General features: G+C 72.0%; 22 protein-coding genes. 5 read left to right on the top strand and 17 right to left on the bottom strand.

The window, feature by feature from the left end; genetic code table 11:
* Positions 1 to 47 precede the first annotated feature (47 nt).
* Positions 48 to 1,145: a DUF5925 domain-containing protein gene (locus GCU67_RS00900; RefSeq protein WP_338104690.1), complete on the top strand. Its 1,098-nt coding sequence runs from the start codon at positions 48 to 50 to the stop codon at positions 1,143 to 1,145.
* A 91-nt stretch (positions 1,146 to 1,236) separates the two neighbouring features.
* Here GCU67_RS00900 and GCU67_RS00895 read toward each other — a convergent pair whose 3' ends face one another.
* The 4 genes from GCU67_RS00895 to GCU67_RS00880 form a co-directional block, all read right to left on the bottom strand.
* Positions 1,237 to 2,997 (bottom strand): EAL domain-containing protein, encoded by a 1,761-nt coding sequence (locus tag GCU67_RS00895; RefSeq protein ID WP_163609113.1) that lies wholly within the window; start codon positions 2,995 to 2,997, stop codon positions 1,237 to 1,239.
* A gap of 80 nt (positions 2,998 to 3,077) precedes the next feature.
* Complete coding sequence (locus GCU67_RS00890; protein WP_163609112.1) at positions 3,078 to 4,052, bottom strand: diguanylate cyclase domain-containing protein; 975 nt, start codon at positions 4,050 to 4,052, stop codon at positions 3,078 to 3,080.
* Positions 4,053 to 4,251: 199 nt separating this feature from the next.
* Positions 4,252 to 6,033: a GmrSD restriction endonuclease domain-containing protein gene (locus GCU67_RS21540; RefSeq protein WP_246214389.1), complete on the bottom strand. Its 1,782-nt coding sequence runs from the start codon at positions 6,031 to 6,033 to the stop codon at positions 4,252 to 4,254.
* 168 nt (positions 6,034 to 6,201) lie between these two features.
* The gene (locus GCU67_RS00880; protein WP_163609110.1) at positions 6,202 to 7,698 is read right to left on the bottom strand and encodes an amino acid permease; all 1,497 of its coding nucleotides are present in this window, start codon (positions 7,696 to 7,698) and stop codon (positions 6,202 to 6,204) included.
* A 212-nt stretch (positions 7,699 to 7,910) separates the two neighbouring features.
* On the opposite strand from GCU67_RS00880, the gene GCU67_RS00875 reads away from it, so the two are divergent.
* Entirely contained in the window at positions 7,911 to 8,570 is a 660-nt protein-coding gene (locus tag GCU67_RS00875) for a hypothetical protein (protein ID WP_163609109.1), read from the top strand.
* Entirely contained in the window at positions 8,563 to 9,330 is a 768-nt protein-coding gene (locus tag GCU67_RS00870) for a hypothetical protein (RefSeq protein ID WP_163609108.1), read from the top strand. The genes GCU67_RS00875 and GCU67_RS00870 overlap by 8 nt, the downstream gene beginning before the upstream one ends.
* Here GCU67_RS00870 and GCU67_RS00865 read toward each other — a convergent pair.
* From GCU67_RS00865 to GCU67_RS00815, 11 genes are all read right to left on the bottom strand, one after another.
* On the bottom strand, positions 9,320 to 9,505 hold the full coding sequence (locus GCU67_RS00865) for a hypothetical protein (protein WP_163609107.1): 186 nt from the start codon (positions 9,503 to 9,505) through the stop codon (positions 9,320 to 9,322). The genes GCU67_RS00870 and GCU67_RS00865 overlap by 11 nt on opposite strands.
* Positions 9,502 to 10,125 (bottom strand): hypothetical protein, encoded by a 624-nt coding sequence (locus GCU67_RS00860; RefSeq protein ID WP_211660544.1) that lies wholly within the window; start codon positions 10,123 to 10,125, stop codon positions 9,502 to 9,504. The genes GCU67_RS00865 and GCU67_RS00860 overlap by 4 nt, the downstream gene beginning before the upstream one ends.
* A gap of 103 nt (positions 10,126 to 10,228) precedes the next feature.
* Entirely contained in the window at positions 10,229 to 11,101 is an 873-nt protein-coding gene (locus GCU67_RS00855; RefSeq protein ID WP_211660543.1) for an alpha/beta hydrolase fold domain-containing protein, read from the bottom strand.
* Between the two features lie 16 nt (positions 11,102 to 11,117).
* On the bottom strand, positions 11,118 to 11,504 hold the full coding sequence (locus GCU67_RS00850) for a VOC family protein (protein WP_211660550.1): 387 nt from the start codon (positions 11,502 to 11,504) through the stop codon (positions 11,118 to 11,120).
* 527 nt (positions 11,505 to 12,031) lie between these two features.
* Positions 12,032 to 12,565: a DUF4234 domain-containing protein gene (locus GCU67_RS00845; RefSeq protein WP_246214387.1), complete on the bottom strand. Its 534-nt coding sequence runs from the start codon at positions 12,563 to 12,565 to the stop codon at positions 12,032 to 12,034.
* Positions 12,566 to 12,864: 299 nt separating this feature from the next.
* Positions 12,865 to 13,584 carry a helix-hairpin-helix domain-containing protein gene (locus GCU67_RS00840; protein WP_163609104.1) on the bottom strand — a complete coding sequence of 240 codons (720 nt, stop codon included), beginning with the start codon at positions 13,582 to 13,584 and terminating at the stop codon, positions 12,865 to 12,867.
* A gap of 74 nt (positions 13,585 to 13,658) precedes the next feature.
* A complete protein-coding gene (locus GCU67_RS00835; RefSeq protein ID WP_163609102.1) occupies positions 13,659 to 14,840 on the bottom strand; it encodes a thermonuclease family protein in 1,182 nt (393 codons plus the stop codon).
* Positions 14,841 to 14,912: 72 nt separating this feature from the next.
* Positions 14,913 to 15,518, bottom strand: coding sequence for a hypothetical protein (locus tag GCU67_RS00830; RefSeq protein WP_163609100.1), 606 nt, complete (start codon positions 15,516 to 15,518; stop codon positions 14,913 to 14,915).
* A 222-nt stretch (positions 15,519 to 15,740) separates the two neighbouring features.
* A complete protein-coding gene (locus tag GCU67_RS00825; RefSeq protein ID WP_163609098.1) occupies positions 15,741 to 16,421 on the bottom strand; it encodes a nuclease-related domain-containing protein in 681 nt (226 codons plus the stop codon).
* Positions 16,422 to 16,509: 88 nt separating this feature from the next.
* The gene (locus tag GCU67_RS00820) at positions 16,510 to 17,319 is read right to left on the bottom strand and encodes an MBL fold metallo-hydrolase (RefSeq protein WP_163609096.1); all 810 of its coding nucleotides are present in this window, start codon (positions 17,317 to 17,319) and stop codon (positions 16,510 to 16,512) included.
* Positions 17,316 to 18,152 carry an alpha/beta hydrolase gene (locus tag GCU67_RS00815; protein WP_163609094.1) on the bottom strand — a complete coding sequence of 279 codons (837 nt, stop codon included), beginning with the start codon at positions 18,150 to 18,152 and terminating at the stop codon, positions 17,316 to 17,318. The genes GCU67_RS00820 and GCU67_RS00815 overlap by 4 nt, the downstream gene beginning before the upstream one ends.
* A gap of 163 nt (positions 18,153 to 18,315) precedes the next feature.
* Here GCU67_RS00815 and GCU67_RS00810 point away from each other — a divergent pair, with 163 nt between their 5' ends.
* Complete coding sequence (locus tag GCU67_RS00810) at positions 18,316 to 19,284, top strand: helix-turn-helix domain-containing protein (RefSeq protein WP_163609093.1); 969 nt, start codon at positions 18,316 to 18,318, stop codon at positions 19,282 to 19,284.
* A 6-nt stretch (positions 19,285 to 19,290) separates the two neighbouring features.
* On the opposite strand, the gene GCU67_RS00805 is transcribed toward GCU67_RS00810, so the two are convergent.
* Both GCU67_RS00805 and GCU67_RS00800 read right to left on the bottom strand, forming a co-directional pair.
* Positions 19,291 to 20,459 (bottom strand): IS3 family transposase gene (locus GCU67_RS00805; protein ID WP_163609091.1). Its coding sequence is split into 2 segments (ribosomal slippage): positions 19,291 to 20,162 and positions 20,162 to 20,459, totalling 1,170 coding nucleotides; the frame shifts between segments, so codons are not numbered across the junction.
* 173 nt (positions 20,460 to 20,632) lie between these two features.
* A complete protein-coding gene (locus GCU67_RS00800) occupies positions 20,633 to 21,316 on the bottom strand; it encodes an EcsC family protein (RefSeq protein WP_163609089.1) in 684 nt (227 codons plus the stop codon).
* A gap of 212 nt (positions 21,317 to 21,528) precedes the next feature.
* Here GCU67_RS00800 and drmD point away from each other — a divergent pair, with 212 nt between their 5' ends.
* Positions 21,529 to 24,756 (top strand): DISARM system SNF2-like helicase DrmD, encoded by a 3,228-nt coding sequence (gene drmD / locus GCU67_RS00795; protein ID WP_211660542.1) that lies wholly within the window; start codon positions 21,529 to 21,531, stop codon positions 24,754 to 24,756.
* Positions 24,757 to 24,772 lie beyond the last annotated feature (16 nt).

The following is a 24,772-nucleotide window of genomic DNA, read 5'->3' as shown; positions in this document are numbered from 1 at the left end:
ACGTACGGTCCACCGGCCGTGCCCACCGACCCGAGGGGAGACCACCCGTGACGCTGCCCGTCGTGGGTCCGCCGCCGAGCGCCGTCGCGCCCCGGCTGTCCCTGGAGTACGTGGAGGACGTCGGCACCGCGCTGATGCTGCAGGCGCAGTGGACCGGGGCGCTGCCGTACTACCGCTCCGAGTCGGTGCCCGGCGGGGTGGAGGACCTGGCCGCGCTGGTGCCGGAGGGTGCGGTGCTGCGGGTCGACCAGCGGTTCGACCACCACTCGACGCTGTGCGTGGAGCTGCCCGGCGTGCTCCTGGAGCTGGAGCGCCGGCGGGCCGTGACCCGGGTGCGGGCGGCGGGCGCGACGGCCGCCGCGGTCGAGGCCGTCGTCGCCCAGGTGGTCGCGGCGACGCGGGCTGCCGTGGCGGTGCCGGAGGGCACGGTGCGGATGCGGTTCTGGTCGGCGTCGAAGGACGGCGACGGCTCGATGTCCTCCCGCGAGGTGACCGCACCCGGCTGGTCGGAGGTGGCCGGCAACTACGCCGCCCGCACCGCGACGTCGCTGGGTGCGCTGATGGGGATGCCGGACGTCGAGGGCCGGGCGGGCCGGCTGGTGCTCTGGCACGGCGAGCCCGGGACGGGGAAGACGACGGCGGCGCGGGCACTGAGCCGGGAGTGGTCGGCGTGGTGCCAGACGCACTACGTGACAGACCCGGAGCGGTTGTTCGAGGACCCGGGCTACCTGCTGGAGGTCGCCGGCGTCGACGGCGACCGCGGTGAGGACGACGACGAGCAGTGGCGGCTGGTGGTGGCCGAGGACTGCGACGAGTACCTGCGCACCGACGCGAAGCTGCGCGCCGGTGCGTCGCTGGGCCGGCTGCTCAACCTGTGCGACGGCATCCTCGGCCACGGCCTGCGGGTGGTCGTGCTGCTGACCACCAACGAGGACGTCGGCAGCCTGCACCCGGCGATCACCCGCCCGGGCCGCTGCCTGAGCAGGGTGGAGTTCGCCCGGCTGACCCACCCGGAGGCGCAGGCGTGGCTGGGTGCTGCCGCGACCGCCCCGACCGGCGCCTCGACGCTGGCGGAGCTGTACGCGCTGCGCGAGGAGCGCGTAGACCTGACCGACCGGCTCCCGGACATCGGCGGCTACCTCTGAGCTGCCCGGCCCGGGGACCAGCACGCCGGTCGCCCCGATCGGACGACCGCCGCAGAAGGGATCGCTGACGTCGTCCCGACGGCCGGACGGATCAGCCGGCCTTGACGAGCGGGCGGGTGGCGAGCGTCGCGGCCAGCTGGGCCAGCGGCATCGGACGGCCGTACAGCCAGCCCTGCCCGAAGGTGCAGCCCATGCCGCGCAGCAGTTCGTCGTGCTCGGCGGTCTCGACGCCCTCGGCGACCACGTCCATCCCCAGCGCCTGGGCGAGGCCGACGATGCTGCGCAGCATCTGGGCCCGGCGCACCGAGCTGGTGGTCGTGGCGATGAAGGAGGAGTCGACCTTCAGGACGTCGACCGGCAGCGTGTCGAGCCGGCTGAACGAGGAGTAGCCGGTGCCGAAGTCGTCGAGGGCGACCCGGATGCCCTGGGCGCGCAGCGTGTGCAGCGCAGCGACGGCGACCGCGGAGTCGGCCTCCAGCAGGCTCTCGGTCACCTCGACGATGACCTCTCCGGCCGGCCAGCCGGTCTCCTCCAGGACGGCGGCCATCCGCGCGGGGTAGCCGGGGTCGGACAGCTCGAGGCCGGAGACGTTGACGCCCAGGCGCAACCGGCGTCCGGTGTCGCGGTGCAACGCGGCCAGCTGGGTGCAGGCCGCGAGGAGCACCTGTTCACCGAGCGCGCCGATCAACCCGTGCCGCTCGGCGACGCCGATGAACACGTCGGGCGGGACGGGTCCGCGCCGGGAGTGGGTCCAGCGGGCCAGGGCCTCGACGCCGACCACCGTGCCGGAGCACAGCTCGACGATCGGCTGCAGGTGCACCACGACCTCGCCGAAGGCCAACGCCGACGCCAGATCACGGGCCAGCTCCTGGTCGGGGTCCTCGGCGCCTGCGCAGTCGAGCTCGCACCGGCCGCGGCCGGCGGCCTTGGCGGCGTAGAGCGCCTGGTCGGCGCGGCGCATCAGCTGTGCGGCGCTGTCCCCGACCCGGCGCTCGGCGACGCCGACCGACAGCCGGACGGCGGGGTGCTCGGCGCACAGCCGGCGCACCAGCTCCAGAGCGGCCGGACCGGTGGAGCCGGGCAGCAGCAGGGCGAACTCGTCGCCGCCGTGCCGGGCCAGCACCGCGCGGGGCGGCAGCGCGCGGGTCCACTCGTCGGCGACCCGGCGCAGCACCTCGTCACCTGCCTCGTGGCCGCGGGTGTCGTTGATGGCCTTGAAGTGGTCGATGTCCAGCAGCGCCGCGGACAGCGGCTCCCTGCTGCGCGAGAGGTCGGCCAGCAGGTGCTGCAAGGACTCGTCGAACCCGCGCCGGTTGGCCAGCCCGGTGAGGGGGTCGCGGTCGGCGTCGGCGGCGCGCAGCACGAGCACCCGGGTGGCGACGGCGAGCGCGACGATCACCGCGTCCAGGGCGAGTGCGGTGGGCAGGCTGACGTCTCCCTGCACGGTCAGCGCGACGGTGACGCCGGTCAGCCCGAACAGCACGTGCGCGGCAGCGACGTGGAACTTGAACAGCAGGACGGCGTCCATGACGGTGAAGGCGATGAGCGCGGCGGAGGCGACCGCGGTCCCGGCGTCCGGGGCCACCAGGACGGCGGTGTCGACGAGCAGCGCAGCCGAGCCGATCGGCAGGTGGAAGACGTTGCGGCTCCAGCGGCTGCCCCAGCGGGCGACGACGAGCGCGGACAGCAGCGCGCTGAGCGACATGCTCACCATGACCGCCCGCGCCGTCCCCTGCATGTGCCCGCCCCAGGTGAGGAGCAGTCCGGCGACACCGCCGACCAGGTAGAAGACGGCGACCATGGCCGCCATCGCGCGGGGCGTGGCGACCTCGGGTGCACGCAGCAGGTTCACCTGTCCGTGGTCGACACCGACGCCGTCCCGCTTGACCGTGCGGACCCCCGTGGAGGCTCGTGCTGCCCCGACCGGGTGAGTCAGGAGGCGGCGTGCGCGCCGTCGAGGGCGGCGCGGCCGCGGCCGTCGGCCTTGGCGGCGTAGAGCGCGCGGTCGGCCCGGCGCATCAGCTGCGAGCCGGTCTCCCCCGCCCGGTGCTCGGCCACGCCGCAGGACAGCCCGACACCGGGGTGCAGCAGGCTGACCCGGCGCACCAGGGTCAGCGCGTCGTCGCCGCCCATCCCGGGCAGCAGCAGGGAGAACTCGTCACCGCCGTGCCGGGCGAGGACGGCGTCGTCCGGCAGCTCGGCGCGCCAGACGTCGGCGACCGTGCAGAGCATGCGGTCCCCGGCCTGGTGCCCGGCGGTGTCGTTGATCTGCTTGAAGTGGTCGAGGTCCAGCAGCGCGGCGGACAGCTGGTCGCCGTTGCGGGCGACGCCGGTCATCAGCTCGTCGAGCGCCTCGTCGAAGCCGAGCCGGTTGTGCAGCCCGGTCAGCGGGTCACGGCTGGCACCGGAGGCGCGGAGCACCAGGGCGCGGGCGACGTAGGCCAGGGCGAAGACGATGACGTCCACGCCCAGAGCGGTGCGCGGGTCGACGTCGTCGCGGGAGAACAGCGCCGCGGTCACGAGGGTCAGGGCCACGGCCAGGTGCGTGACGGCCAGCGGGAGCTGGAAGAAGTAGCAGGCGTCGACGGCGACGAGGGTGATCAGCGCGGCGGCGAGGACGGCGGTGGGGCTGTCCGGTGCCGCGAGCACGGCGATGCTGATGAGCCCAGCCGCCAGGACGACGGGCAGGTGGAAGAGGTCGCGCGGCCAGCACGGTCCGAACCAGCCGACGACGGCAGCGGCGAGGAGGGCGGTGATCGCCAGCGCGAAGAGCACGGTGCGCCCGGCGCCGTCCACCGCGCCCGAGGCGCCGAGCAGACCGGCGACCCCGCCGGCCAGGTAGAAGACGCTGAGGACGCTCGCCATGACGCGCGGGGTCGCGACCGCAGGCGCCACTGACTTGTCCACGGGACGATCATCGACCCGCGGGCCTGGTTGCCACAGATCCGAGACCCGACAGTCACGCCTGCGCCACTCTTCGGAGGGACCGGTCACCGACCGTGGGTGGCGTCGACCGCTGATCTCGCTGGACGATGCCGTCCCGGGTGTGGCGCACAGCACCCCTGAGTCCCGCGTCCCGGGCGGTCGGGCCCGGGACGCTCGGCCGTCAGCGCCTGGGCTCGCAACCGACCCCGTCACCGTCTCCGTCGAACTTCTCCCGCCAGCCTGGGTCCCCCGCACGGATGGGCGCCGCGCCGGCTGCCCGGACGGCGTCGCAGTTCGCGTACTGGACGTCGGCCGGCGCGGGCTCGGGCGCAGGGGCCGGCGCGGGAGCGGGAGCAGGCGCGGGCGCAGGGACGGGCACGGGGACGGGCTTGGGAGCGGGAGCCGGCTGGGAGCTCGACTTCGGTGCGACCGGAGCGGGCTCCGGTGCAGTGGTGGTGGCGGGCGCAGACGTCGTCCGGGCGGGCACGTTTGCGACGACGCCGCCGGGCAGCGGCTCGTCCGGGCAGGAGGCGAGCACCGTGGCGATGGCGTTGTGCTCGGCCTGCGTGGTCCAGAGCCCGTAGCTCACCTTGACCGCGACCTGGCGGGCGACGTAGGCGCAGCGGTAGCCCTTGGCCGGCGGCAGCCAGGTGGCGGCGTCGCCGTCGCCCTTCTGCATGTTTAGCGGCCCGTCGACGGCGAGCAGGTTGAGCGGGTCGTTGGCGAAGGCGGTGCGCCGGGCGATGTCGAGGCCCTGCGCGCCGGTCTGCCACGCGTTGGACAGCGCGACGACGTGGTCGATCTGCACGGCGGCGCTGGTGTCCTGGCCGCGGACGAAGCCGATGCCCGTCCCGGAGTACGGGTCGGCGAGCTGACCGGTGAGCACGACGCAGTCGCGGGTGCCCGGCTTGAACGTCTCCGCGGTCAGGTCGCGGGCGAGGACGTCGTTGCGGGTGTCGCAGCCGTTGCGGTCGACGTCGGCCCACGCGGCGCCGAACTGGTCGCGGTCGTAGCCGGTCTTGGGCGCCCGTCCCTTGACCGGGACGGCGGCCAGCGCGGCCAGCGCCGTCGTCGGCCGGGCACCCTCGACGGCGGACTGGACCGCGCTGTCGCTGAGCAGCCCGGTCGCGACGCCGGTCGAGGCGGTGGGAGCCGACTCCTCGGTCTCGGCGAGGAGCAGCTGCGCCTCGGCAGCCATGGTGGCGGCCTCGGTGTCGAGGCCGGGTGAGGCGACCGCCGGGCTGGGCGTCGGGGTGGCCACCGCGGTCGAGGGTTGCGGGGCCGTCGCCGTCCCGGCCATCAGCGCGACGGCGCCCACGGCTGCCACGACCCCACCGACCCGGCGGGAGGCGATGTGTGCCCAGCGGGCACCACCGCGCACACCTGCGATGACCCCGACGACGAGGGCGGCGAGGCCCAGCACGGACATCGCCCCGGAGAGCCCACTGGTGACGGCGCCGATCACGACGACGAGCAGGACGACGGCGGCGACGACCAGGAGCGCCGGCGGGCGCCGAGTGGCGGGCGCGGCATGCGCACCGGCCCTGACCGGCGGCAGCGAGTACTGCACCGTTGCCTGCTGCACCGTCGTCCGCTGCACCGGCTCGACCGGGACGCCGGTCGCCTCACGGCGGAAGGAGTCGAGCACGGCCATCGGGTCGGCGGCGTCGAACGGCAGCCGGACGTCCCTGGTCCGCACGACGGCGCCCGGCATCGTGGCCGCCCGCTCCTTCGTCGACGCACCGGCGGCGGTGAGTCCGGAGTTGTCGACGTAGAGGGTGGTCCCCCGACCGGTCGAGCCGTTCAGCACCAGCCGCAGGTACTTCGCGTCCCCGTCCGGCGCGATGACCGCGTAGCCGAGGGTCCTGGCGTGGTCGACCACTGCCCGGACCGGGCTGGCCGGGTTCTTCTGCGCCCAGAGCGCCAGGCGCTCCTCGACAGCTGATGGACGTGGTGACGACATACCGGACCCCCGTTGGTCGAGCTGCGAACCGGCACATCGTGTGTCGGTCCACGGCGTCGACCTGCGAGGACATGCGGAACGGGCCGCGCTGTCCCGTCACCCCGCCCCACGCGTCCCCGCGGCACCACCGGGCGACGACCGAGTGGTCCTCGCCCGGTGGCGGGAGGGTCAGGCCGTCGGCGTCCGCGCCGGCTCGGCGGCCTCGTCGTCCGTCGTGCTGTGCAGGCCGCCGGTCATCGCGTACTCCTCCTCGGGGCTGAGCACGAGCCGGTGCCGGCCGAAGAGCGCGAAGCCGATCAGCCCGAGCACGAAGACGACGAGGATGGCGACGATCGCCGGGCGGTAGTCCTCGTTGGTCATGACCCCGATGAAGATCAGCGTGGCGATGACCCCGGCGAACACCGCACCCGGGACGCCGACCGGGCTCTTGTAGGGCCGGTCGGCGGAGGGGAACTTCCGGCGCAGGAGCACGTAGCTGACCATCTGCAGCACGTAGGCGATGACCGCGCCCCAGACGGCGATGTTGAGCACGATGCTCCCCGCCCCGTCCCCGCCGAACTGGACGGCGAGCAGCGCGATGAAGCCGATGACGGCGCCGACGAGCAGGGCCGCCCACGGGGTCTTGCGGGCGCCGGTGACCGACAGCGCCTTCGGGTAGTAGCCGGCCCGGGAGAGCGAGTAGATGTTGCGGCCGTAGGCGTACATGATCCCCTGCAGCGAGGCCAGCAGCCCGATCAGCGCGAAGGCAGACAGGACAGCGGCGACGTCGCTGTTGGGCAGGATCGCGCGGAACCCGTCGAGCAGCGGCTCACCGGACTCCCCGATCGCGGCCGACCCGGTGACGGCGGGGTTGAGGACGACGACGACCGCGCCGGACGCGATGAGCGTGAACATCCCGCGCATGCCGGCCTTGGGGATGTCGCGGGCCGGGGTGTGCGCCTCCTCGGCGGTGAGCGGCAGCTCCTCGATGCCCAGGAACAGCCACATCGCGAACGGCAGCGCGAGGACGACCTGCCACCAGCCGTAGGGCAGGAACGTCGAGTTGCCCGGCTCGGGCTCGATGTCGAAGAGGCTGCCGAAGTCCAGCGCCCCGGAGAGCAGCGCCATGACCCCGAAGACGGCGATGACGCCGAGGGACAGGACGGCGACGACGGTGGCGACCTTGAACGACAGCTCGGCGCCGGAGACGTTCACCGCGAGGAAGACGGCGTAGAGGATCACCCACCAGATCCAGGCGGGCATCGACAGCCCGAAGAGCTCGTCGGTGATGGCGTCGGCGTAGGTGGCGGAGAAGTAGACGACGACGCCGGTGGTGGCGACGTACTCGATGGTCTCGGCCAGGCCGGTGATGAACCCGCCCCACGGCCCCATCGCGGCGCGGGCGAAGGAGTAGGCGCCGCCGGTGTGCGGCATCGCAGCCGACATCTCGCTGATGCTGGCGATCATCGCCAGGTACATCGCGGTGACGATGACGCAGGCGATCGCGAACCCGCCCCAGCCGGCGCCGGCGATGCCGTAGTTCCAGCCGGAGAAGTCACCGGAGATGACGGCGGCGACGCCCATCCCCCACAGTCCCCAGAACCCGGCGGTGCGGCTGAGGCCCCGCTTCTCGAAGTAGCCGTCGTCTGCGGCGGCGTAGCTGACGCCGCTCTTGCCACTCGTCATGGAGATCTCCCTGGTCAACGGCTCGTGGCCGCGGACGCTAGGGCTGCGCCGTCCCGTTCAGGTGTCGGCTGTGGAACGCCGGTGGAACGTCCTCGTGTCCGGGTCCACGGGACCAGCGAGTCTGCTCCTGGCTCGCCGGGGTCGGCCACGGGTCCCGCCCTCAGGTGCTTGACAGACAGTGTCGTTGGAGCGACATTGTCCGTATGCCGCTGATGACGACGCAGCAGGCCGCCGACCGCATCGGCGTCTCGGCGCGGCACGTGCAACGCCTGGTGGCCGGCGGTGACCTGGTCGCGGTGGGCCCCGACCGCATCGACGCCGGCTCGGTGGTCCAGTGGCAGGCGCTGCGCGGGGACGGCCGGACGCGCGGGTGGGAGGAGCCGACCGCCTGGGCGGCGGTCGCGCTGCTGGAGGGGCGGTCGGCACCCTGGCTGGGCCAGGCGCAGCGGTCCCGGCTCCGCTCGGCCCTCGTCGGGAGCACCGGGGCCGAGCTGGCCGTCCGCGCCCGCAACCGGGCAGAGGTGCACCGCTTCCACGCGCACCCGCGGGCGCTCGGCCGACTGGCCACCGAGCTCGTCCCCTCCGGCGCCACCGACGGCCTGGCCGGCCTCAGCGCCGCAGCCGACCGGCTCGACGGCTACCTCGACCGCGCCTCCCTGCCGCGGCTGGTGCAGCGCTACCGGCTGGATCCGGACCCGACCGGCAGCGTCGTCCTGCGCGCGACCGACCTCCCGATGGACGAGGTCACCTCGCTCGCACACGGGCCGCGCCAGGTGCTGGCTGGGCTCGACCTCGCCGGTTCGACCGGTGCCCGCGAGCGCTCGACCGGCGTTCGCCTGCTGGACCGTGCCCTGGCGCAGCTGCGTGGCTGAGCCGCTTCGCCCGCCGACCCCGGCCGGTGGCTGGGGTCGCCCGTGGCCCGACGTGGCCGAGCTCGCCGCCGCAGTCCCGGCGGAGGCGTGGACGCTGATCGGTGGGCTGATGGTCCAGTTGCACGGCGTCCTCGCCGGCCTGCCGGTGGTGCGCCCCACCGACGACGTCGACGTCCTGCTGCACGTGGAGACCGGGCGTGGACGGGCGACCCAGCTGGCGAGGGCACTGGAGGCCCTGGGCTACGAGCTGCGGCCCAGCATCGACGCCCGGACGGGGACGGCGCACCGGTTCGTGCGCGCCGGTGCCGTCGTCGACCTGGTGACGTCGGAGGGCAGCGGCTCCGTCGTCGACATCGTCGCGGCCGACCACGCGCCGCCGCGGGCACTGGAGAGGTTCCGCGGGTACGACCTGGTCCAGGTGGCCGGCGGCACCCAGGCGCTGCGGCGCACGGTGACCGCCGAGCTGGAGATCAGCGGGTCGCCGACGACGCTCAGCGTGCCCGATGCCTTCGGCGCGCTGGTCCTGAAGGCGGCAGCGCACAAGGCGGACAACCGGGACGGCGACCGGCACCTGACGGACGCCGCCGTCCTGCTGGCCTGCGTCGACCCGTTCGAGGAACGCACGCCCTCGGGCAGCGACCGCTCCCGGTTGCTGCACCTGCGCGAGCACCTGGCCGACCCGACGGCTGCGGCGTGGCTGCTGCTCCCGGACGACGCGCGCCGCAACGGCCAGGCGGCGCTGGACCTGCTCACCTCCTGAGCTCCCGGCGGGCCAGTTCACCCGAGGGCGGACCCAGGATCGGGCGCATGGCCCGGAACTCGGGCGCGGTCGGGATCGGGCCCTGCGGGGACTCCTCGGCCGGGTGGTGGCCCTCGCTCTCCCGCTCGGCACGCGCCGGCAGGCCGGGCACCCAGCGCCGCCGTTCTTCGCTCATCCGCCGAGTCCGTGGTGCCGCTCCGCGCAGCCCGTGCACACCCCGCGGTACCCGGCGAACTCCTCCGGAGGATGCGGCTCCCGGCAGGTGGGGCACCAGCGGAAGGTGCGCCGGCGCGCACGTGCGAACTCCTCCGCTACCTGCGCCAGCCACTCCGGGGAGCACAGCAGGTCGTCTCGGCTGAACGAGCGGCCACTGTCCCGCGCATCACCCAACCCACCCGCGGTGACCGCGCCGAGGGTGACCATCCCCGCCCCGACCCCGAGCGCGACCTGGGCGGGCCGTCCGCTGACGAACCAGGTCACCCCGCCGTCCGCCACGTCCACCCTCCGCCAGCCGGTGCCGACCGCCCGGACCACGTCCTCGTAGCGGACACCGACGAGGGCGGCGAGCTCCTGCTCGTCGGTGGTCGGGTCGTCGGAGGACCCCCACTCGTGCCGGCAGGTCCGACAGACGAGAGCCGCCTGGTCCTCGATCACCATGCAACCGCCGAGCACGACCAGTCCGCGCTCGGCGGCCCGGGCCAACTCGGGGTCCGGCAGGCCGTGGACGACGCGGATGGCGTCCTCCCGGCCGCACGCCGGACACACCTGCCCGCGGACCACTCCGTGTTCGTCCAACCCACACCCCCGCTGACACCGCTCTGGGATCACCCGAGACGCACCATGCCAAGGGCGTCCGACAGTTCCAGGCAGCGTGCGGGCCAGTCGGCGAGGTCGCGGCTCAGCCGGCGATGCGCCGCACGATCTGCCGGGCCGCCGCCCGGCCTTCCGGCGTCGGGGTCAGCGGGTACACGTGGACGGCGCCCGCGCAGACCTCCGCGTGCCCGAGGACACCGGCCGCCGTGGCCCGTTCGATGAGCACTCGGGCGTCGGGCAGACAGATCTCGTGGGTTCCGACGTAGACGTCGATCGGCGCGAGCCCGGCGAGCTGCCCGTTGCCCGGGCTGAGCCGCGGCTGCGTCGGGTCGTCACCGCCTGCCCACGCTTCAGCCGCTACGTGCAGCCCGGCGCATGACAGCCACGGGTCGTGCACCTCGACGGCGGGGAGGTCGGGGTGACTGAGCGTGAGGTCCAGCCACGGGGAGAGCGGCACGATGCGCTCGGGCTGCGGCAGGCCGGCGTCGGACAGCGTCTGCGCCAAGCCGAGCGCGAGCCCACCGCCGGCGGAGTCACCGGCGATCGTCACGTCGTCCGCGTGGTCCAGCAGCTGCCGGTGAACCTCGGTGACGAACGGATAGGCGTCCCGGTGGGTGTGCTGCGGGGCGAGCCCGTAGTGCGGCACCTCGACCCGGACGCCGGCGTCGGCGAGCGCACCGATCAGCGCCCAGTGCTGCGGCGCGATGGCGCTGACGTAGGAGCCGCCGTGCACGTAGAGGACGGCGCGCTGCGGCGTCCGGCCGCGCGGCAGGACGGAGTGCACCGGGAAGCCGTCGACGTCGCGAGTACGCACGTCGTGCCGTGCCATCAGCCGGGCCGGCGGCTCGGTGCTGCCCTTCGGGGCGGCGAGCCGCTTCCGCGCCCGCTCGGCGGTGGCCATCCGCGGCTTGAAGGCCAGCCGCAGCGCGACCTCGAGCGCGCGCATCTGCAGGCTCATGGCGTCACCGTGCGCATCAGAACGCGTCGCCGGTGCGCCAGGGCATCTCCTGCAGCGTCCACCCGTTGCCGTCGGGGTCGGCGAACCCGGCGTAGCGCACTCCCCCACCGACGTCCGTGACCTCACCGACCTCGACGCCACGACCGACCAGCTCGGCGCGGGCCGCGTCGATGTCGGCGACGACCAGGTGCAGCCCGCGGACCGACCCGGACGGCGCCTCGTACACCGGCAGGCCGGTGCCGAAGCCGATCGAGCAGGCCGACCCGGGCGGGGTCAGCTGCACGACCCGGACGCCGTCCGCCGGCCGGACGTCGACGTCGGCGGTGAAGCCGAGCCGGTCGGCGTAGAACGCCTTGGCGAGGTCGACATCGGCGACGGGGATCGGCACGAGCTCGAGCTTCATGTCCACGCGCGGCACCCTGCCATCCCGTCCGCCGTCACGGAGGCTGCGAACTGCCGCCACGAGCGAGGAGACCGTCGCCTCGAGGGGCCGCGAGCGTGAAGGGGGCGATTGCTGCCAGCCCACTCACCGCGCCCGGCGACGAGTGGCCCGCCCGAGCGTGTGTCCACATCACCGCCAGCGCTCGCTGACCGATCCGGTCAGGCCGCCGGCAACTGCGAGGCGAGGTGCCGCACGAGCTCGTGACGGGCAGCAGGACCCAGCGGACCCTGCTTGCGCAGCCGCCGGGCGACGTCCCTGGGTAGCCGTCGTCTGCGACGGCATAGGTGACGCCGTTCTTCGCACTGGTCATGAAGATCCCCCTGGTCAACGGCTCAAGACCGCGGACGCTAGGGCTGCGCCGTGCCGGGTGGGTGTCAGCTGTGCGATGCCGCTGGACGTCTCCGTGTCGCCGGACCAACTCCTACGGAGCAAGCGACGACGCCCCGCCTTCGTGGTCGAGGGCGGGGCGTCGAACGATCAGGCGCAGGTCAGACGGCGCCCATGCTCCGCCAGTAGGCGTTGAGCGCACCGTTGCTCTTGATCAGCCAGACCAGCGGGCCGATCAGGATGAACGAGCCGAGCAGGACCCACAGTCCGGTCGTCGCGCTGACCGGACGGGGCCGTCCCTGCCGGGCGTAGAGGTTGCCGACCTCGTTGGGGAGGACGAACGGCGTGACAAGGCCGAGCGTGAAGATGGCGAGCACGAGGCCGACGGCGCCACCGACTCCCTCACCGGAGTGCTGCTTCATCTCCTCGTGGGTCGCGAAGTGGTAGTAGAGCGAGTACAGGCCCAGCGTGATGATGGTCAGGCCGATCACGGCCCAGGTGCTGCGCACCTTGCCGACCGGGCCGAGCGGGCGGCCGTACGGCGCCACGCCAGCGTGCATCGGGTGAAGCTGCATGGCGCCGGGCGCCTGCATTCCGTAGCTGGCCGGCTCAGCCTGCTGGGGCGCGTAGTGCATGGGCGGCTGCGGAGCCGGCGCGTACGTCGGCTTGGCCGACGGCTCTTCCAGTGCGGACATGAGTGGAATCCCCCGTTCGAGACCGCCGGCTCGTCCGGCAGCGCTCGGACGTTAGATGCCGGCGAGCGCACTACTCCGCTTTTCGAGACGTCTGTGACCGTTTCTGCCTCTCCCGTCCCACGAGCCGCACCAGCGACCGCGCTCGTCCTGCTACAGCTCCGCCCGCAACCCGCCTGCGGTCAGAAAGCTCTGCACTCGCGTGACCCCTGCCCGCGCCACGGCCAACGGCGGGCGGCGTATGCGAGAACCGTGAAGTTGAGAGCCAGCCCATCACCGGTACCTCTCCGCGGCAGGATGGCTCAGACGAGCGCGCGCTCGCTCATGACCTCTTGAAGAGGCGTCGACAACGGCACATCGATGAACAGCTCGCCGAGGTTGAAGTAAGAGCCTCCGCGACTGGTGCGCGCCTCGACCACCCGCTCTGCCTGCTGCATCGTCATGCCGCACACTCGCGCGAGCACGACAGCCGGCGCACCGTTCAGGTCGAAGAGCCCGCCGTCGTCAAAGCCTCGTTCCAGGTCGGGTCGGCCGATGCCCAGCTCTCGGGCCAGGGAGCGGTCGCTGTTCCACAGCCTTCGTGCCTCCACCCGCCGCTGACGGGCTGCCAGGGCACGCGCGACGGCGGGATCGCTGGTCACCGGCTCCGCTCGCGGCGTCTCGAACACCTCCCGCCGAACCGAGCGCAAGTGGAGACCACTCACCACCATCATGGCCACGGCAGTGAATCCCCCGACCGCACTCAGACTGCTGTCCTGGGCACCGGGCGCTTGCGCGTCGGGTGTGATGGCGAGCAACAGCACGAGGAAGGCGTCCACTGCGGTGTAAGCGAGCGCGTACGTCCGCAGCACGGGCCGTCGCAGTTGGCTGTATGCGTGCCAGAAGGGCACGGCGGCCAAGAAGCCGAAGCTCAAGAGTGCGACGGCGAAGTACCAACCACCTTCCTGGCGCCAACTCGATGGAATCCGGTCGCTCCCCGCGCGAACGGGACGGGGGGCCGCGGGCTGCGACAGCTGGGACACTGGGGCTCCTTCATCGACACGCGGATGGCGGTCGACAGTCGCATGCCTTCGACCACTGTCCGGGGAGGCAGCGCTCAACGGCTCGGGCACGGAATCGGGGTCCAGGACTTGCCGCCGGGTGCGTAGCTGCGGCAGCCGGTGTAGCCGCTTGAGCCGGAGCTTGATCCACCGGACGACTGAGTCGGTGCCGCCGTCTTGGTGGCGGTCGAGGAGCGCGTCGACGAACCGGCTGAAGCCGACCGACGTGTGGCCTCAGCAGCAGCCGCGGCAGACTGCTCTGCCGCGCGCCGGGTCGCGGCTTCCTGGGCTGCCTCACGAGCCGCCTCCTCGGCTGCCTCACGAGCCGCCTCCTCGGCTGCCTTACGGGCGGCCTCCTCGGCTGCCTTGCGGGCCGCCTCCTCAGCGGCGTCGTCGAGTCGCTTCTGCTGCGCAGCACGTGCGGAGGTGTTCGTATCGACCGCCTGGTCCAGTTCGGCACTGGCGTCGCGCACCCGGGCCTGCAGGCTGATCACGTCGGCACCGGCGTGCGGGAGCAGCGGGAACGCGGTCGTGTCGCCGTCCAGCAGCTGCCTGAGCGTGACTGCCGTGGCCAGCACCGCGCCGAGGTCGTCGGCGTGCCAGTCGAACGAGGCCAGGGTTGCGGTGGCGGTCGGCTGCTCGGCCAGCACCTCAGTCGCGGACTCCTCCAGCTGGCCGACCTTCGCCGGCACGGTGCAGTCGACGTCCGACGAGTAGAGGCCGCGACCGGCCTGCTGCGCCTCCACCTGGGCTTGCTGCACGGGCGCCAGGTACTTGGTGTTCGGTGCGACCGACATCGCCACACCGAGCCCCTGCCGGGCGATCTCGGCGTTCACCAGCTCGTCGCCGAGGAAGACCGCGGCCAGATAGCGGCCATAACCGTCCTTGGTCTCCTTGTCGCGCTCGAGGCGCACCTCGGTGCCGGCGGGCAGACGGCTCTTCAGGTAGTCCGATGCCTCGGGACCCATGCACTCCACTGGCTTGTCGGGATCGACCGTCTCTGGCGTGTTCACGTTGAGCAGTCGCACGCGATCCACTTCACCCTTGTAGAGCACGTCGATCGTGTCGCCGTCCACCACCCCAGTGACTGTCGCCATGGCGGATCCGTAGAGCCCGTCATAGACAACGCCCGCGCCCAACAACATCGATGCAGTGGCGACGGTTGCGGCGACCTTGTGTGCGGCTACAACAGCGAACAGGCTCATTGTTCCCCCGGAACGACCGATCTTGGACAGCATCGTCACGCTAAGCGGCCTCGCCGTCACTGAGGGCGTCAGTCGCCCGGCCCTAACTCACAGGGGGCAGATGCCTCAGGACGGCGATTCGAAATTCGGGCGAGGGCGCCAAGGCGACTCAGTCGTGGTCCGGTCGTCGACGCCGCAGAGCGCCCAGAAGTGGCTACGCCGTGTCCCGTGCTGGCCCTCACCTGGGACCCGACTCAGCGCGCGGTCGAGGCGCGACCACAGCGCCGGTTCCGCCAGCAGCCGCGGCAGGTCCTCGACGCCGAGGACCCCGTGCGTGACGAGGGTGCGCGCGTAGCGCAGCGCGGCGTCCGCCTTGGTCACGCCGCCACGCGTCGACGTCCGCTGCCGATTCTGCGCGGCAGCCTCCAGCGCCTGCTCGTCCGGGAAGCGGGTGAGCAGCCGCGGAAGCGGGTGACTGTCGGCGCTGGACGGGGAGTCCGCGAGCAGCGGACCCGTCGCCACAGGCTCGAGGACCCGTCGCACCAGCGGGACGACGATGCGGTCGTGGTCCGCGCCCACGCTCCACACGGCGTCCAGCACGCAGGCGGAGAGGCTGGTCCAGCGCTCGAGCCGCGGCGGCACCGGCGGGCGCTCGGTGTCGGCGATCCGCCGGACGTGGTCCGGCGCCGCCTCGACCTCGTCGTCGAACAGTGACGGTGGCGCAGCGTCCACGCGAGCATCCCTTCTCCGGCGTCGCCGGTCGCGGCGAGCCGACCCAGGGTGCCAAACGATCCGACTGACCTACGGCTGCCACACCAGCCGTCCGGTGCACCGTCTCCGGCCCCACCTCGACCGGCTCCCCAGGCGGCAGCCGGCGCAACCATCACGACCTGACGCAGAGCGGTGCGCAACAGGGACGGTTCCGCGGAACCGTCAGCGGCATCGCCCCCTCGGTCACGCCGACGGCAACTCCCGGGCCAGATGGCGCACGAGCTCACGGCGGGCGGCGGGGCCCAGGGGACCGGGCGTGCGCAGCCGCCGAGCGGCGTCCCTGGGTCCGAGGACCGCGACACCACCGATCCGGTCGGCGATGAGGGGGAGGTCGGCGTCCACGAAGCACAATGCCAGGTGGATCGGGACCGACGCCCCGTGCGGCGACCGGTCGAGGACGGGGCGGACGGCCTCGTGCTGCCGCTGGACCGAGTCGAGGAGGCGCGAGTAGTCGCGCCCCCGGATCAGCAGCTGCTCCTTAGACGCGGTGAGCAGCCCGCCGGTGCGCCGGACGCGGACCGGAGCCCGCTGGTAGTGCTTGACGTCCACGAGGTGCACGCCGGTCGCGGCGACGGCCAGGACGTCGATGTCGCCGTCCCGCCCCCGCGCGCTCAGGCGCCGGTTGAAGAGGAACTCGACCTCGTCGCCACAACGTCGGACCAGCCGCTCAGCGACCTTGGCCTCGCCGATCGCACCGCGCCGCAAGTTGGCCGTGGTTGCCGGGTCGTTGTGCAGGGCCAGCAGGAGACCCGCGAGGCGTGGGTGGCGACTGCGCACCTGCTCCTCGTGTCTAGCTCGCCGCTGCTGGTGCTCCCGGAGCAGCGAACCGCCAGGCGTCCCACGATCGACGTCTTCTGCGTCCATGCCGACAGTGGACCGCCGGCCGGCCATCGCGCGCTTCCCCCGGGCGGGTGGCCTGTCCGCGGCAGGCCGTGCTCTCACCCGATCATGGCTACAGGACAGTCCCGAGCGCCGGTGGGACCTCCTGGTGTCCCACCTCGACCGGTTCCCCCATAGGCAGCCAGCGGAACCGCCGCCAGACGTCGTCCGGGGCCTGCGCCAACTCCCGCTCGACCGCCGGTCGGTCCTGCACGAAGTGGCTCCAGCCCTCGTAGTGCACCGGGACGACGACCCGCGCGTCGAGCTGCGCGGTCAGCCGGGCCGCCTGTCGGCCGGTCATCGAGTACCGCAGCGGCCCGGTGACCGGGAAGCGCACGCCACCCAGGTGCAGGACGGCGACGTCGACCCGCAGCCGCTCGGCTACCTCGCGCAGTCCGGCGAAGGGCACGGTGTCACCGGAGATCCACAGCACGCCGTCGTCCTGGCCTTCCCAGCGCAGGGAGAAGCCGACGACGTCCCCGGCGACCGGGCGGCTCAGCGGCGGACCGTGCCGCGCGGGCGTGGCGGTCACCTCGACGTCCGGGCGCCCGGGGGCCGACAACACGGTCGTCTCCCAGGGCGCGAGGCCACGGGCCCCCAGCCGCCGCCCGCCGGACGCCGTCGTCACGACCACCGGCACCGAGGGCAGGAACGCGCGTCCGGCGTCGTCCAGGTTGTCGGCGTGGTGGTCGTGGGTGAGCAGGACGACGTCGACCGGGAGCAACTCGGCCGGTTGCAGCGCGGGGCCGGCGACCTTGCGCGAGCCGGTGCCCCAGCCGAAGTCGTAGCGCCGTCCCGGTGGATCGAAGGTCGGGTCGGTGAGGATCCGCCAGCCGGCGACCTCGATCAGCAGGGTGGGCCCACCGACGTGGGTGAGCCTCACTGCGCGCCGATCACCGGCTGTGGCCCGGCGGCGTGGGCCAGCGCCCAGTCGAGGACCTCGTCGGCGATGCGCTCCCAGCCGGGCGCGGCCGGCAGCAGGTGCGGGTAGCCGGGCTCCTCCCGGACCTCCGTGATGGTGTCGCCCTTGTAGTGCGCAGCGTTGGAGCGCTGCACCGACGGCGGCATGATGTGGTCCTCGCTGCCGGAGACGAACAGCAGCGGCGGGCGGGCGTCGTTGCGGTAGTCGACGTGGGCGTCCTGCGGTCCGGGCATGATGTTGGCCAGCACCGAGCTCCACAATATCGAGCCCGACGCCGGGATGGCGTACCGCTCGTAGAGCCGTCGCGACTCGTCGGGGTCGAAGGTGTTGGTGAAGGCGTAGTGCCACTGCTCCTCGGTGAGCGGGACGGCGCGGTGCCGGTTGGCCGGGTTCTTGAAGGCCGTCCAGGTCGAGCGCAGCTGCGACAGCGGCAGCACCCGCACGCCCTCGGTGGGCGCGGAGTTGAGGACGACGCCGACCGCGCCGAGGCCGCGGTCGAGCAGCAGCTGGGTGATGGTGCCGCCGGCGGAGTGCCCGATGAGGACCGGTGGGCGGTCGAGGGCGCCGATCACGCCGGCGAGGTGGTCGACGATCTGCGGCAGGGTCACCTGGGCGATGGGCGTCGGGTCGGCGTTGAGCGCCTCGACCTCCGCCTCGAAGCCGGGGTAGGCGGGGGTGAGCACACGGAAGCCGCGGGCCTCGTAGTGGCTCTTCCAGTGCTCCCAGCTGCGCGGGGTCACCCAGAAACCGTGGATGAGGACGATGGTGTCGGGGGCGGACGGCGACGCGGTCATGGCGGTCTCCTCGCTCGTGGACGGCAGATACGAGGGACCATGGCAGCGCGCACCGGCGGCGGATCGGCTGTGCGTGCAGGACTGTGGTCTGTGCGTGCCGGAACCGCTTCTCCGAGGTGTGCGGTTCTGCCACGCTCGGCGGTGACACCCCGGGGGTCCGCCGATGCTGCTGCTCGACACGCGCACCGTGCCCCGCGCCGACCGGGCCGAGGCCTTCCGTGCGGCGATGGCGGAGGCCTCCCTGCCCTGCCGCGTGGAGCACCGGACGCCAACCGAACGCGTGCGCGCCCGGATGCACCTCGTGCCGCTGGGCCGGACCGCGGTGTTCACCACCGACGCGTCACCGTTCGGGCTGGTGCGCACGCCGCGGCACGTGCAGCAGGACGGCCCGGCCGTCATCGCCATCGCCTACCAGGCGCGCGGGTCCGGCGAGTACGCGCAGCTGAACCACGAGCAGCTCGTGCAGGGGCGCGACCTGATGCTCGTCGACCTGACGGCGCCGTACGCGTTCGGCTGCTCGGTGGGCGGTGGCTCGCGGTCGCTGATGGTGCCGCACGAGCAGCTCGCGCTGCCGGTGGACGTCATCCGCCGGGCCGTCCCGCGGCTGCGCGCCAGCCCGCTGCACGGCCTGGTGCGCACGCACCTGGAGGAGGTGTGCGGCCGAGCCGAGGAACTCGCGGCCGACGCCGGCGCTCTGGCCCTCGGGTCGGCGACTGCGGAGTTGGTGCGGGCGCTGATCGTGTCGGCCGCCGGCGGGGAGCGGAACCGCGGGGCGGTGCGCGAGGAGACGCTGCTGACCCGGGTGCGCACCTACGTCGGCCAGCAACTCACGGATCCGGCGCTGACGCCAGCGACCATCGCCGCAGCGCACAACGTGTCGCTGCGGCAGCTGTACCGGCTGTTCAGCGATGCGGGATTGAGCCTGGAGCAGGAGGTGATCGGGTTGCGGTTGGAGCAGGCCCGCGCGCAGCTGGTCTCCCCCACCGGCAGGCGACGGTCGATCGCTGCCACCGCTCGGGCGTGCGGATTCACCGACGCCAGCCACTTCACGCGGCGGTTTCGGCAGGCGTACGGCATCAGCCCACGGGATTGGCAGGGGACTGCCCCCACTTCAGTTGACCCGGTTTGGTAGGGGCTATCAGGCCGCGTGAGCGGCCTGGGTCAGTGTCTCGAATTCGATGGGGGTGAGTCGTCCCAGGCGGCGCTGCCGCCGTCGGCGGTGATAGGTCCTCTCGATCCAGGTGATGATCGCCAACCGCAGGTCTTCCCGGGTAGCCCAGCGCTGGCGGTCCAGGACGTTGCGCTGCAGCAGGGCGAAGAAGGACTCCATCGCGGCGTTGTCACCGCAGGCGCCGACCCGGCCCATCGAGCCGGTCAGGCCATGGTTCTTCAGCGCGGTGACGAATGCAGTGGAGCGGAACTGGCTGCCGCGGTCCGAGTGCACGATCGTGCCGGCCGGCGCCCGCAGGGCGATGGCGTTGCGCAGCGCGGTCACCGCCAGTGCGGCGGTCATCCGGGCGTCCATCGAGTAGCCGACGATCCGGCCCGAATGCAGGTCCTTGATCGCGCAGAGGTAGAGCTTGCCCTCGGCGGTGGGGTGCTCGGTGATGTCGGTCAGCCAGACGGTGTTGGGCGCGGTGGCGGTGAACTGGCGGTCGACCAGGTCGTCGTGCACCGGCGGACCGGCCTTGCGGTTGAGGCCGCGCTTCTTGGCGAAGATCGACCAGATCCGCTGCTGGGAGCACAGCCGGGCGACCCGGTTCTCCCCGGCGACCAGCCCGCGTTCGTGCAGCTGGTCGGCGATGAACCGGTAGCCGAAGGCAGGGTCGTCGCGGTGGATGTCGTAGGCGGCATTGATCAGGTGCGCGTCGTCCCAATCGCGCTGGCTCACCGGGTTGGCCTGCCACTTGTAGAAGGCCTGCTTGGAGAAGCCGAGCACCCGGCAGGTCACCGCGACAGGGATCTTCTCGGCGGCGAGTTCACGGACCAGCGGGTAGATCATTTTGGGAGGACGTCGCGGGCGAAGTAGGCCGTCGCCCGACGCAGGATCTCGTTCTCCTGCTCGAGCAGCTTGTTGCGCCGGCGCAGCTCCCGCAGCTCCGCCGAGTCATCGGTCGACCCGCCCCCACCACGATCACTCGAGGTCGGCGGAGCGAGGCCGTCCTCGCGGTCGGCGATCTTCAGCCAGCGCTGCAGGCAGGTCTCCGAAATGCCGAAGTCCTTGGCCACTTGAGCGACCGACGCCTCGCCCTTGCGGGCCACAGCGATGACGTCACGACGGAACTCCGCCGGATACGGCTTGGGCACGATGCTGATCCTTCCAGCGAGGCCGCAGCCTCACAGGCAAGGAGTCAACCGAACCGGGGGCAGTCCCCTTGCTCCGCCGGTGCCGCTCATGGTCCGCCCGTAGGGCGGCCGCATCGAGCTCTTGGATGCGCGGCGCTTGGTGAGTTCTCCGATCGTGCTCCAGCCCGCAGATGTCACACCGCACCCGCGCCACCTACCGGCTCCCCATCCGATCGCTGGAAAGCGCGATGCGCGTACGCCCCAACAGCCCAAGTGGCCGCCGTGTCGACACCGCCTCCGATGAACCCGCCCACCATGGGAACCCACTTGGCCAGCGTGACCACGGAACGTTTGGTGCCGAACTTGGCGATGAGCATGAATCCGACACGCTTGTTGATGCGGCGGATGACCTCGATGGGGATGCGCTCGATCATCGTGATGGTCAACTTCGAGCTCACCTTGATGCCGAATCGCTTTACCACCTCGGTACCCGCGTTCCCGACCAGACAGAGAAGGATCGCCGACCGCACCGCTTCGGCGTCCAGGTCATGACCGTGCACGGCAGCGATGGCACCCGCCAGGTGAGTCTGGACGAGGTAGGCCGCCCCGATGTTCGCCGGAAGGGCGATGGGCAGGGTCACAAGGCCACCCACGTTCGTGATGAAGCCTTGCGCGCCTGCAATGGCGCAGTGGTTGCGCACTAGCGCCTTGACGGCCTCCTCGGGCGTCCGACCCTTGAGCGCCTCAGCCGCGCTCTCCTCCGCGCTCTTGAAGGGGCCAAATCCGTTGAGGCCCACCTTGAGCAACTGCTCGACGAGCTTCTCGCCGGCCCTTGCGATGCTCGAGTCTTCGTCGACACGCGGCGGTGCAGCAGTCATGAATCGCTCCTGAGAGTTGAAGGCCTGAGCACGGCGGAGCGTAGGTCCCCGGCCGGACCAATGACTGTTGCGGCGCGACGAGCTGATCCAAAGGGGTAACCGTCGCGACCAGCCAACGGCTTCAGATGGATCACCAGTCACGGTGGCCCCAAAGACACGCTCATTCACCCCGAGGGACGACGCGTCGGCGTTCCGAAACTAGTGTCCAGTTCGTGGCAGTCATCGAAGACAGCGCCGTCCGTCCGTCCGCAGAGGAGGCCGCGCCTGAGCTGGACACCCGCTCCGTGCCGGAAGCCGGTCAGATTGCGATGGTCCGAGGCGCGACGTGGGCGGTCACGGACGTACGGGTTCAGGGCCTCCCCCGTAGCGGCGCCGACGACGCGACGACCGGCCTCCAGCATGCCGTCACCCTCCAGTCCCTCGACGAAGACCGACTCGGCGAGGAGCTCCAGGTCGTCTGGGAGCTTGAGCAGGGTCGCTCGCTGAGGCCGGAGCTGGGTCTGCCGATGACGCTCGATCCGGAACGCTTCGACGACCCCAGCCGACTCGCGGCCTTCATCGACGCGCTCCGGTGGGGCGCCATCACCTCGGCCGACTCGCAGGTCGTCCAGGCGCCTTTCCGCAGCGGCGCGAACGTCGAGGCGTACCAGCTCGAACCACTACGCCGAGCACTGCGCGAGACCCGGGCCAACTTGCTCCTCGCCGACGACGTCGGCCTCGGCAAGACCATCGAGGCTGGCCTTGTCGTCCAGGAGCTGTTCCTGCGTCACCGCGCCCGGACAGCGATCATTGTCTGCCCCGCGGGCCTCGCCCTGAAGTGGCAGGACGAGATGATCGAGAAGTTCGGACTCGACTTCACGATCATCAACTCCGAGACGATGCGCGAAGTCCGGCGCAGCCACGGGCTGCACGCCAACCCGTTCACGCTCTTCCCGCGGATCATCGTCTCGATGTCCTGGCTCCCTGGCCAGCGCGCTCAACGCCTCCTGCGCGACGTGTACGCCCAGACGGCGAAGCGCGAGGGCGCCCGCCGGTTCGCCTACGACATCCTCGTCGTGGACGAGGCCCACCATGTGGCGCCCTCTAGCCCGCAGCGCGTCGACAAGCTCAACATCACCCGCCGCGGTTACGCCGTCGATTCACAGCGCACGCACGCCGTCCGCGAGCTCGCCGAGAAGAGCGAGCACCGCCTCTTCCTCAGCGCCACCCCGCACAACGGCTATGTCGAGTCGTTCACCGCTCTGCTGGAGATGATCGACCCGCAGCGCTTCGTCCGCGGCTCCCACATCGACCGCTCGGCGCTCCGCGAGGTGGCGGTCCGGCGCTTGAAGCGCGACCTGAAGGAAGCCAAGGGGTTCAAGGAGCGGCAGGTCACCGCCCTCCCCTTCGAGCCGGCCACTTCAGAGGAGGAGGCGTACGAGCGCCTCCTTGCCTTCACCCGCCGGCGTGACAAGGCGGTGGTCACGGGCGGCGGCGCGGCCAAGCAGGCGCGCGACTTGGCGACACTGCTGCTGAAGAAGCGCTTCTTCTCCTCCCCCGTCGCCTTTGCCAGGACCGTCGACGTCTACCTGCAGACGCGGTTGCGAGGCGTCGACGCGGACCTGTCTGGCGACTACGACGACGTCCTGGGCGTCGACGCCGACGACCTCGAAGAGGGCAGGTCGGACCAGACGGAGCTGCTCACCCTCGCGAGCACCCGGCGGAAGCTGCCGCCCCTCACGGATGAGGACGTCGAGGACCTCCGCTGGCTGAGCCATTGGGGCCACGACTTCGACGGCACCGTAGACTCCCGGCTGGCCGCGCTCGTCCGGCACCTGGACGGTGTCCTGCTCGCGGGTGATCACTGGCTGGACGAGCGCATCGTCGTCTTCACCGAGTACGTGGACACGCTGACGTGGATTCGGGACAACCTCCTGCAGCACGGCTACGACGCCGAGCGCATTGCGACCATCGATGGATCCACCGACCCCGAGCAGCGCGAGATCACCCGCGCGGAGTTCAACGAGCCGCCCGGCAAGACCAAGGTGCGCGTCCTGCTCGCGACCGACGCCGCCGGGGAGGGCATCGACCTCCAGTCGCACTGCCATCGGCTGTTCAACTACGACATCCCGTTCAACCCCAACCGGCTTGAGCAGCGCATCGGTCGGGTCGACCGCTACGGCCAGGACCACCAGCCCGACATCCGGCACTTCCAGCCGGTCGGCGGTCGGTCCGGCCTGGCGTCCGACGTCCACTTCCTGGCGCTCGTGGCGACGAAGATCGCCCGGGTGGAGCTCGACCTGGGTTCCGCGAACGAGATTATCGCCCCGGACATCCAGCGGAAGCTCGCCGGCTCCGTCATGGCCAGCCGCTCGGAGAAGGACGTTCCCAAGGGCGACCGAGCGATCAACGAGATGCTCCTTGGTCAGCGGCAGGTGAACGCCGAGCTGACCGCCCTCGAGACGCAGCTGCACGAGGACCGCGAGAGCCTGCACCTCCGACCGATGAACCTCCGTCGAGTGGTCGAGACGGCACTCGAGCTCGACATGCAGCCCCCATTGATCCCAACGCACGCGGAAGAAGATGACGACGCCGTCTTCGAGCTCCCCGACCTGGCGCGCTCTTGGGAACCGGTGACGCGGGGCCTCGCCAGCCGGCTGGAGCCAGACCGGCTGCGTCCCATCACGTTCGACCAGGACGTCGCCCGCGGCACCACCGACGTCGTCCACGCCCACCTCGGCCACCCGCTGCTCCAGCGGTCCACGCGCCTGCTGCGATCGGCCTTGTGGGGCGGGGAGTCCGACCTGAGCCGGGTTAGCGCCGTCGTTGTCCCGGGGCTGGATGAGTCGTTCGCCGCCGCGGTGGTCCGGTTGGTCCTCGTCGGCCGCGGCGGCATCCGGCTGCACGAGGAGGTCTTCCTGGCCGGTACGCGACTGGCCCGCCGGCAGCAGGTCGGGGTCGAGAAGGCCGAAGAGCTCCTGGCCCGAGCGCTGGACGGCGACGAGTTGACCGAGGCGCCGGACGGCGTCCAGAAAGAGCTCGGCACAGCCTGGGACGACGACGAAGCAGGACTGCGAGCTCGCGTGGAGGAGGCCATCCGGACCCGGGTGGAGAAGCGGACGCGGGATGTCGAAGCGCGGCTCGTGAAGCGGCGCGAAGAGGACCTCGCCCGGGTCGATGCCATCTTCACCCGGTTCAGCCAGACGTTGCGCGAGTCAATCGCCGAGGCCGAGAAGCTGCAGGAGGACGCGGAAGCAATGTTGTTCGACGTGGAGCAGCGCCAGTCGGAGAGGGACCTAAGGCAGATGAGGGTGCGGCTCGACGAGCTCGACGAGGAGCGCCGCCGCGAGCGGCGAGCGGTCGAGACCCGCTACGAGGACGTCAAGCCGTGGCCGTTCCCCGCCGCGATCCTCTTCGCCATCAGCCCGGCCGACGCGGAGCAGGGGGTGTCGGTCCGATGAGACGTCGACCGCCGAG

The sequence above is a fragment of the Modestobacter muralis genome (assembly GCF_010682105.1).
Classification (GTDB): domain Bacteria; phylum Actinomycetota; class Actinomycetes; order Mycobacteriales; family Geodermatophilaceae; genus Modestobacter; species Modestobacter muralis.
Note: the sequence above shows the minus strand (reverse complement) of the source record. Positions and strands in the feature narration are given on the sequence as shown.

Bases quoted from the DNA above. Each gene is read 5' to 3' on its own strand.
- GCU67_RS21540 (WP_246214389.1), bottom strand. From the start codon at position 6,033: ATGTCGTCACCACGTCCATCAGCTGTCGAGGAGCGCCTGGCGCTCTGG.
- GCU67_RS00880 (WP_163609110.1), bottom strand. From the start codon at position 7,698: ATGACGAGTGGCAAGAGCGGCGTCAGCTACGCCGCCGCAGACGACGGC.
- GCU67_RS00875 (WP_163609109.1), top strand. From the start codon at position 7,911: ATGACGACGCAGCAGGCCGCCGACCGCATCGGCGTCTCGGCGCGGCAC.
- GCU67_RS00865 (WP_163609107.1), bottom strand. From the start codon at position 9,505: ATGAGCGAAGAACGGCGGCGCTGGGTGCCCGGCCTGCCGGCGCGTGCC.
- GCU67_RS00855 (WP_211660543.1), bottom strand. From the start codon at position 11,101: ATGAGCCTGCAGATGCGCGCGCTCGAGGTCGCGCTGCGGCTGGCCTTC.
- GCU67_RS00850 (WP_211660550.1), bottom strand. From the start codon at position 11,504: ATGAAGCTCGAGCTCGTGCCGATCCCCGTCGCCGATGTCGACCTCGCC.
- GCU67_RS00845 (WP_246214387.1), bottom strand. From the start codon at position 12,565: ATGTCCGCACTGGAAGAGCCGTCGGCCAAGCCGACGTACGCGCCGGCT.
- GCU67_RS00835 (WP_163609102.1), bottom strand. From the start codon at position 14,840: ATGCTGTCCAAGATCGGTCGTTCCGGGGGAACAATGAGCCTGTTCGCT.
- GCU67_RS00825 (WP_163609098.1), bottom strand. From the start codon at position 16,421: ATGGACGCAGAAGACGTCGATCGTGGGACGCCTGGCGGTTCGCTGCTC.
- GCU67_RS00815 (WP_163609094.1), bottom strand. From the start codon at position 18,152: ATGACCGCGTCGCCGTCCGCCCCCGACACCATCGTCCTCATCCACGGT.
- GCU67_RS00810 (WP_163609093.1), top strand. From the start codon at position 18,316: ATGCTGCTGCTCGACACGCGCACCGTGCCCCGCGCCGACCGGGCCGAG.
- GCU67_RS00800 (WP_163609089.1), bottom strand. From the start codon at position 21,316: ATGACTGCTGCACCGCCGCGTGTCGACGAAGACTCGAGCATCGCAAGG.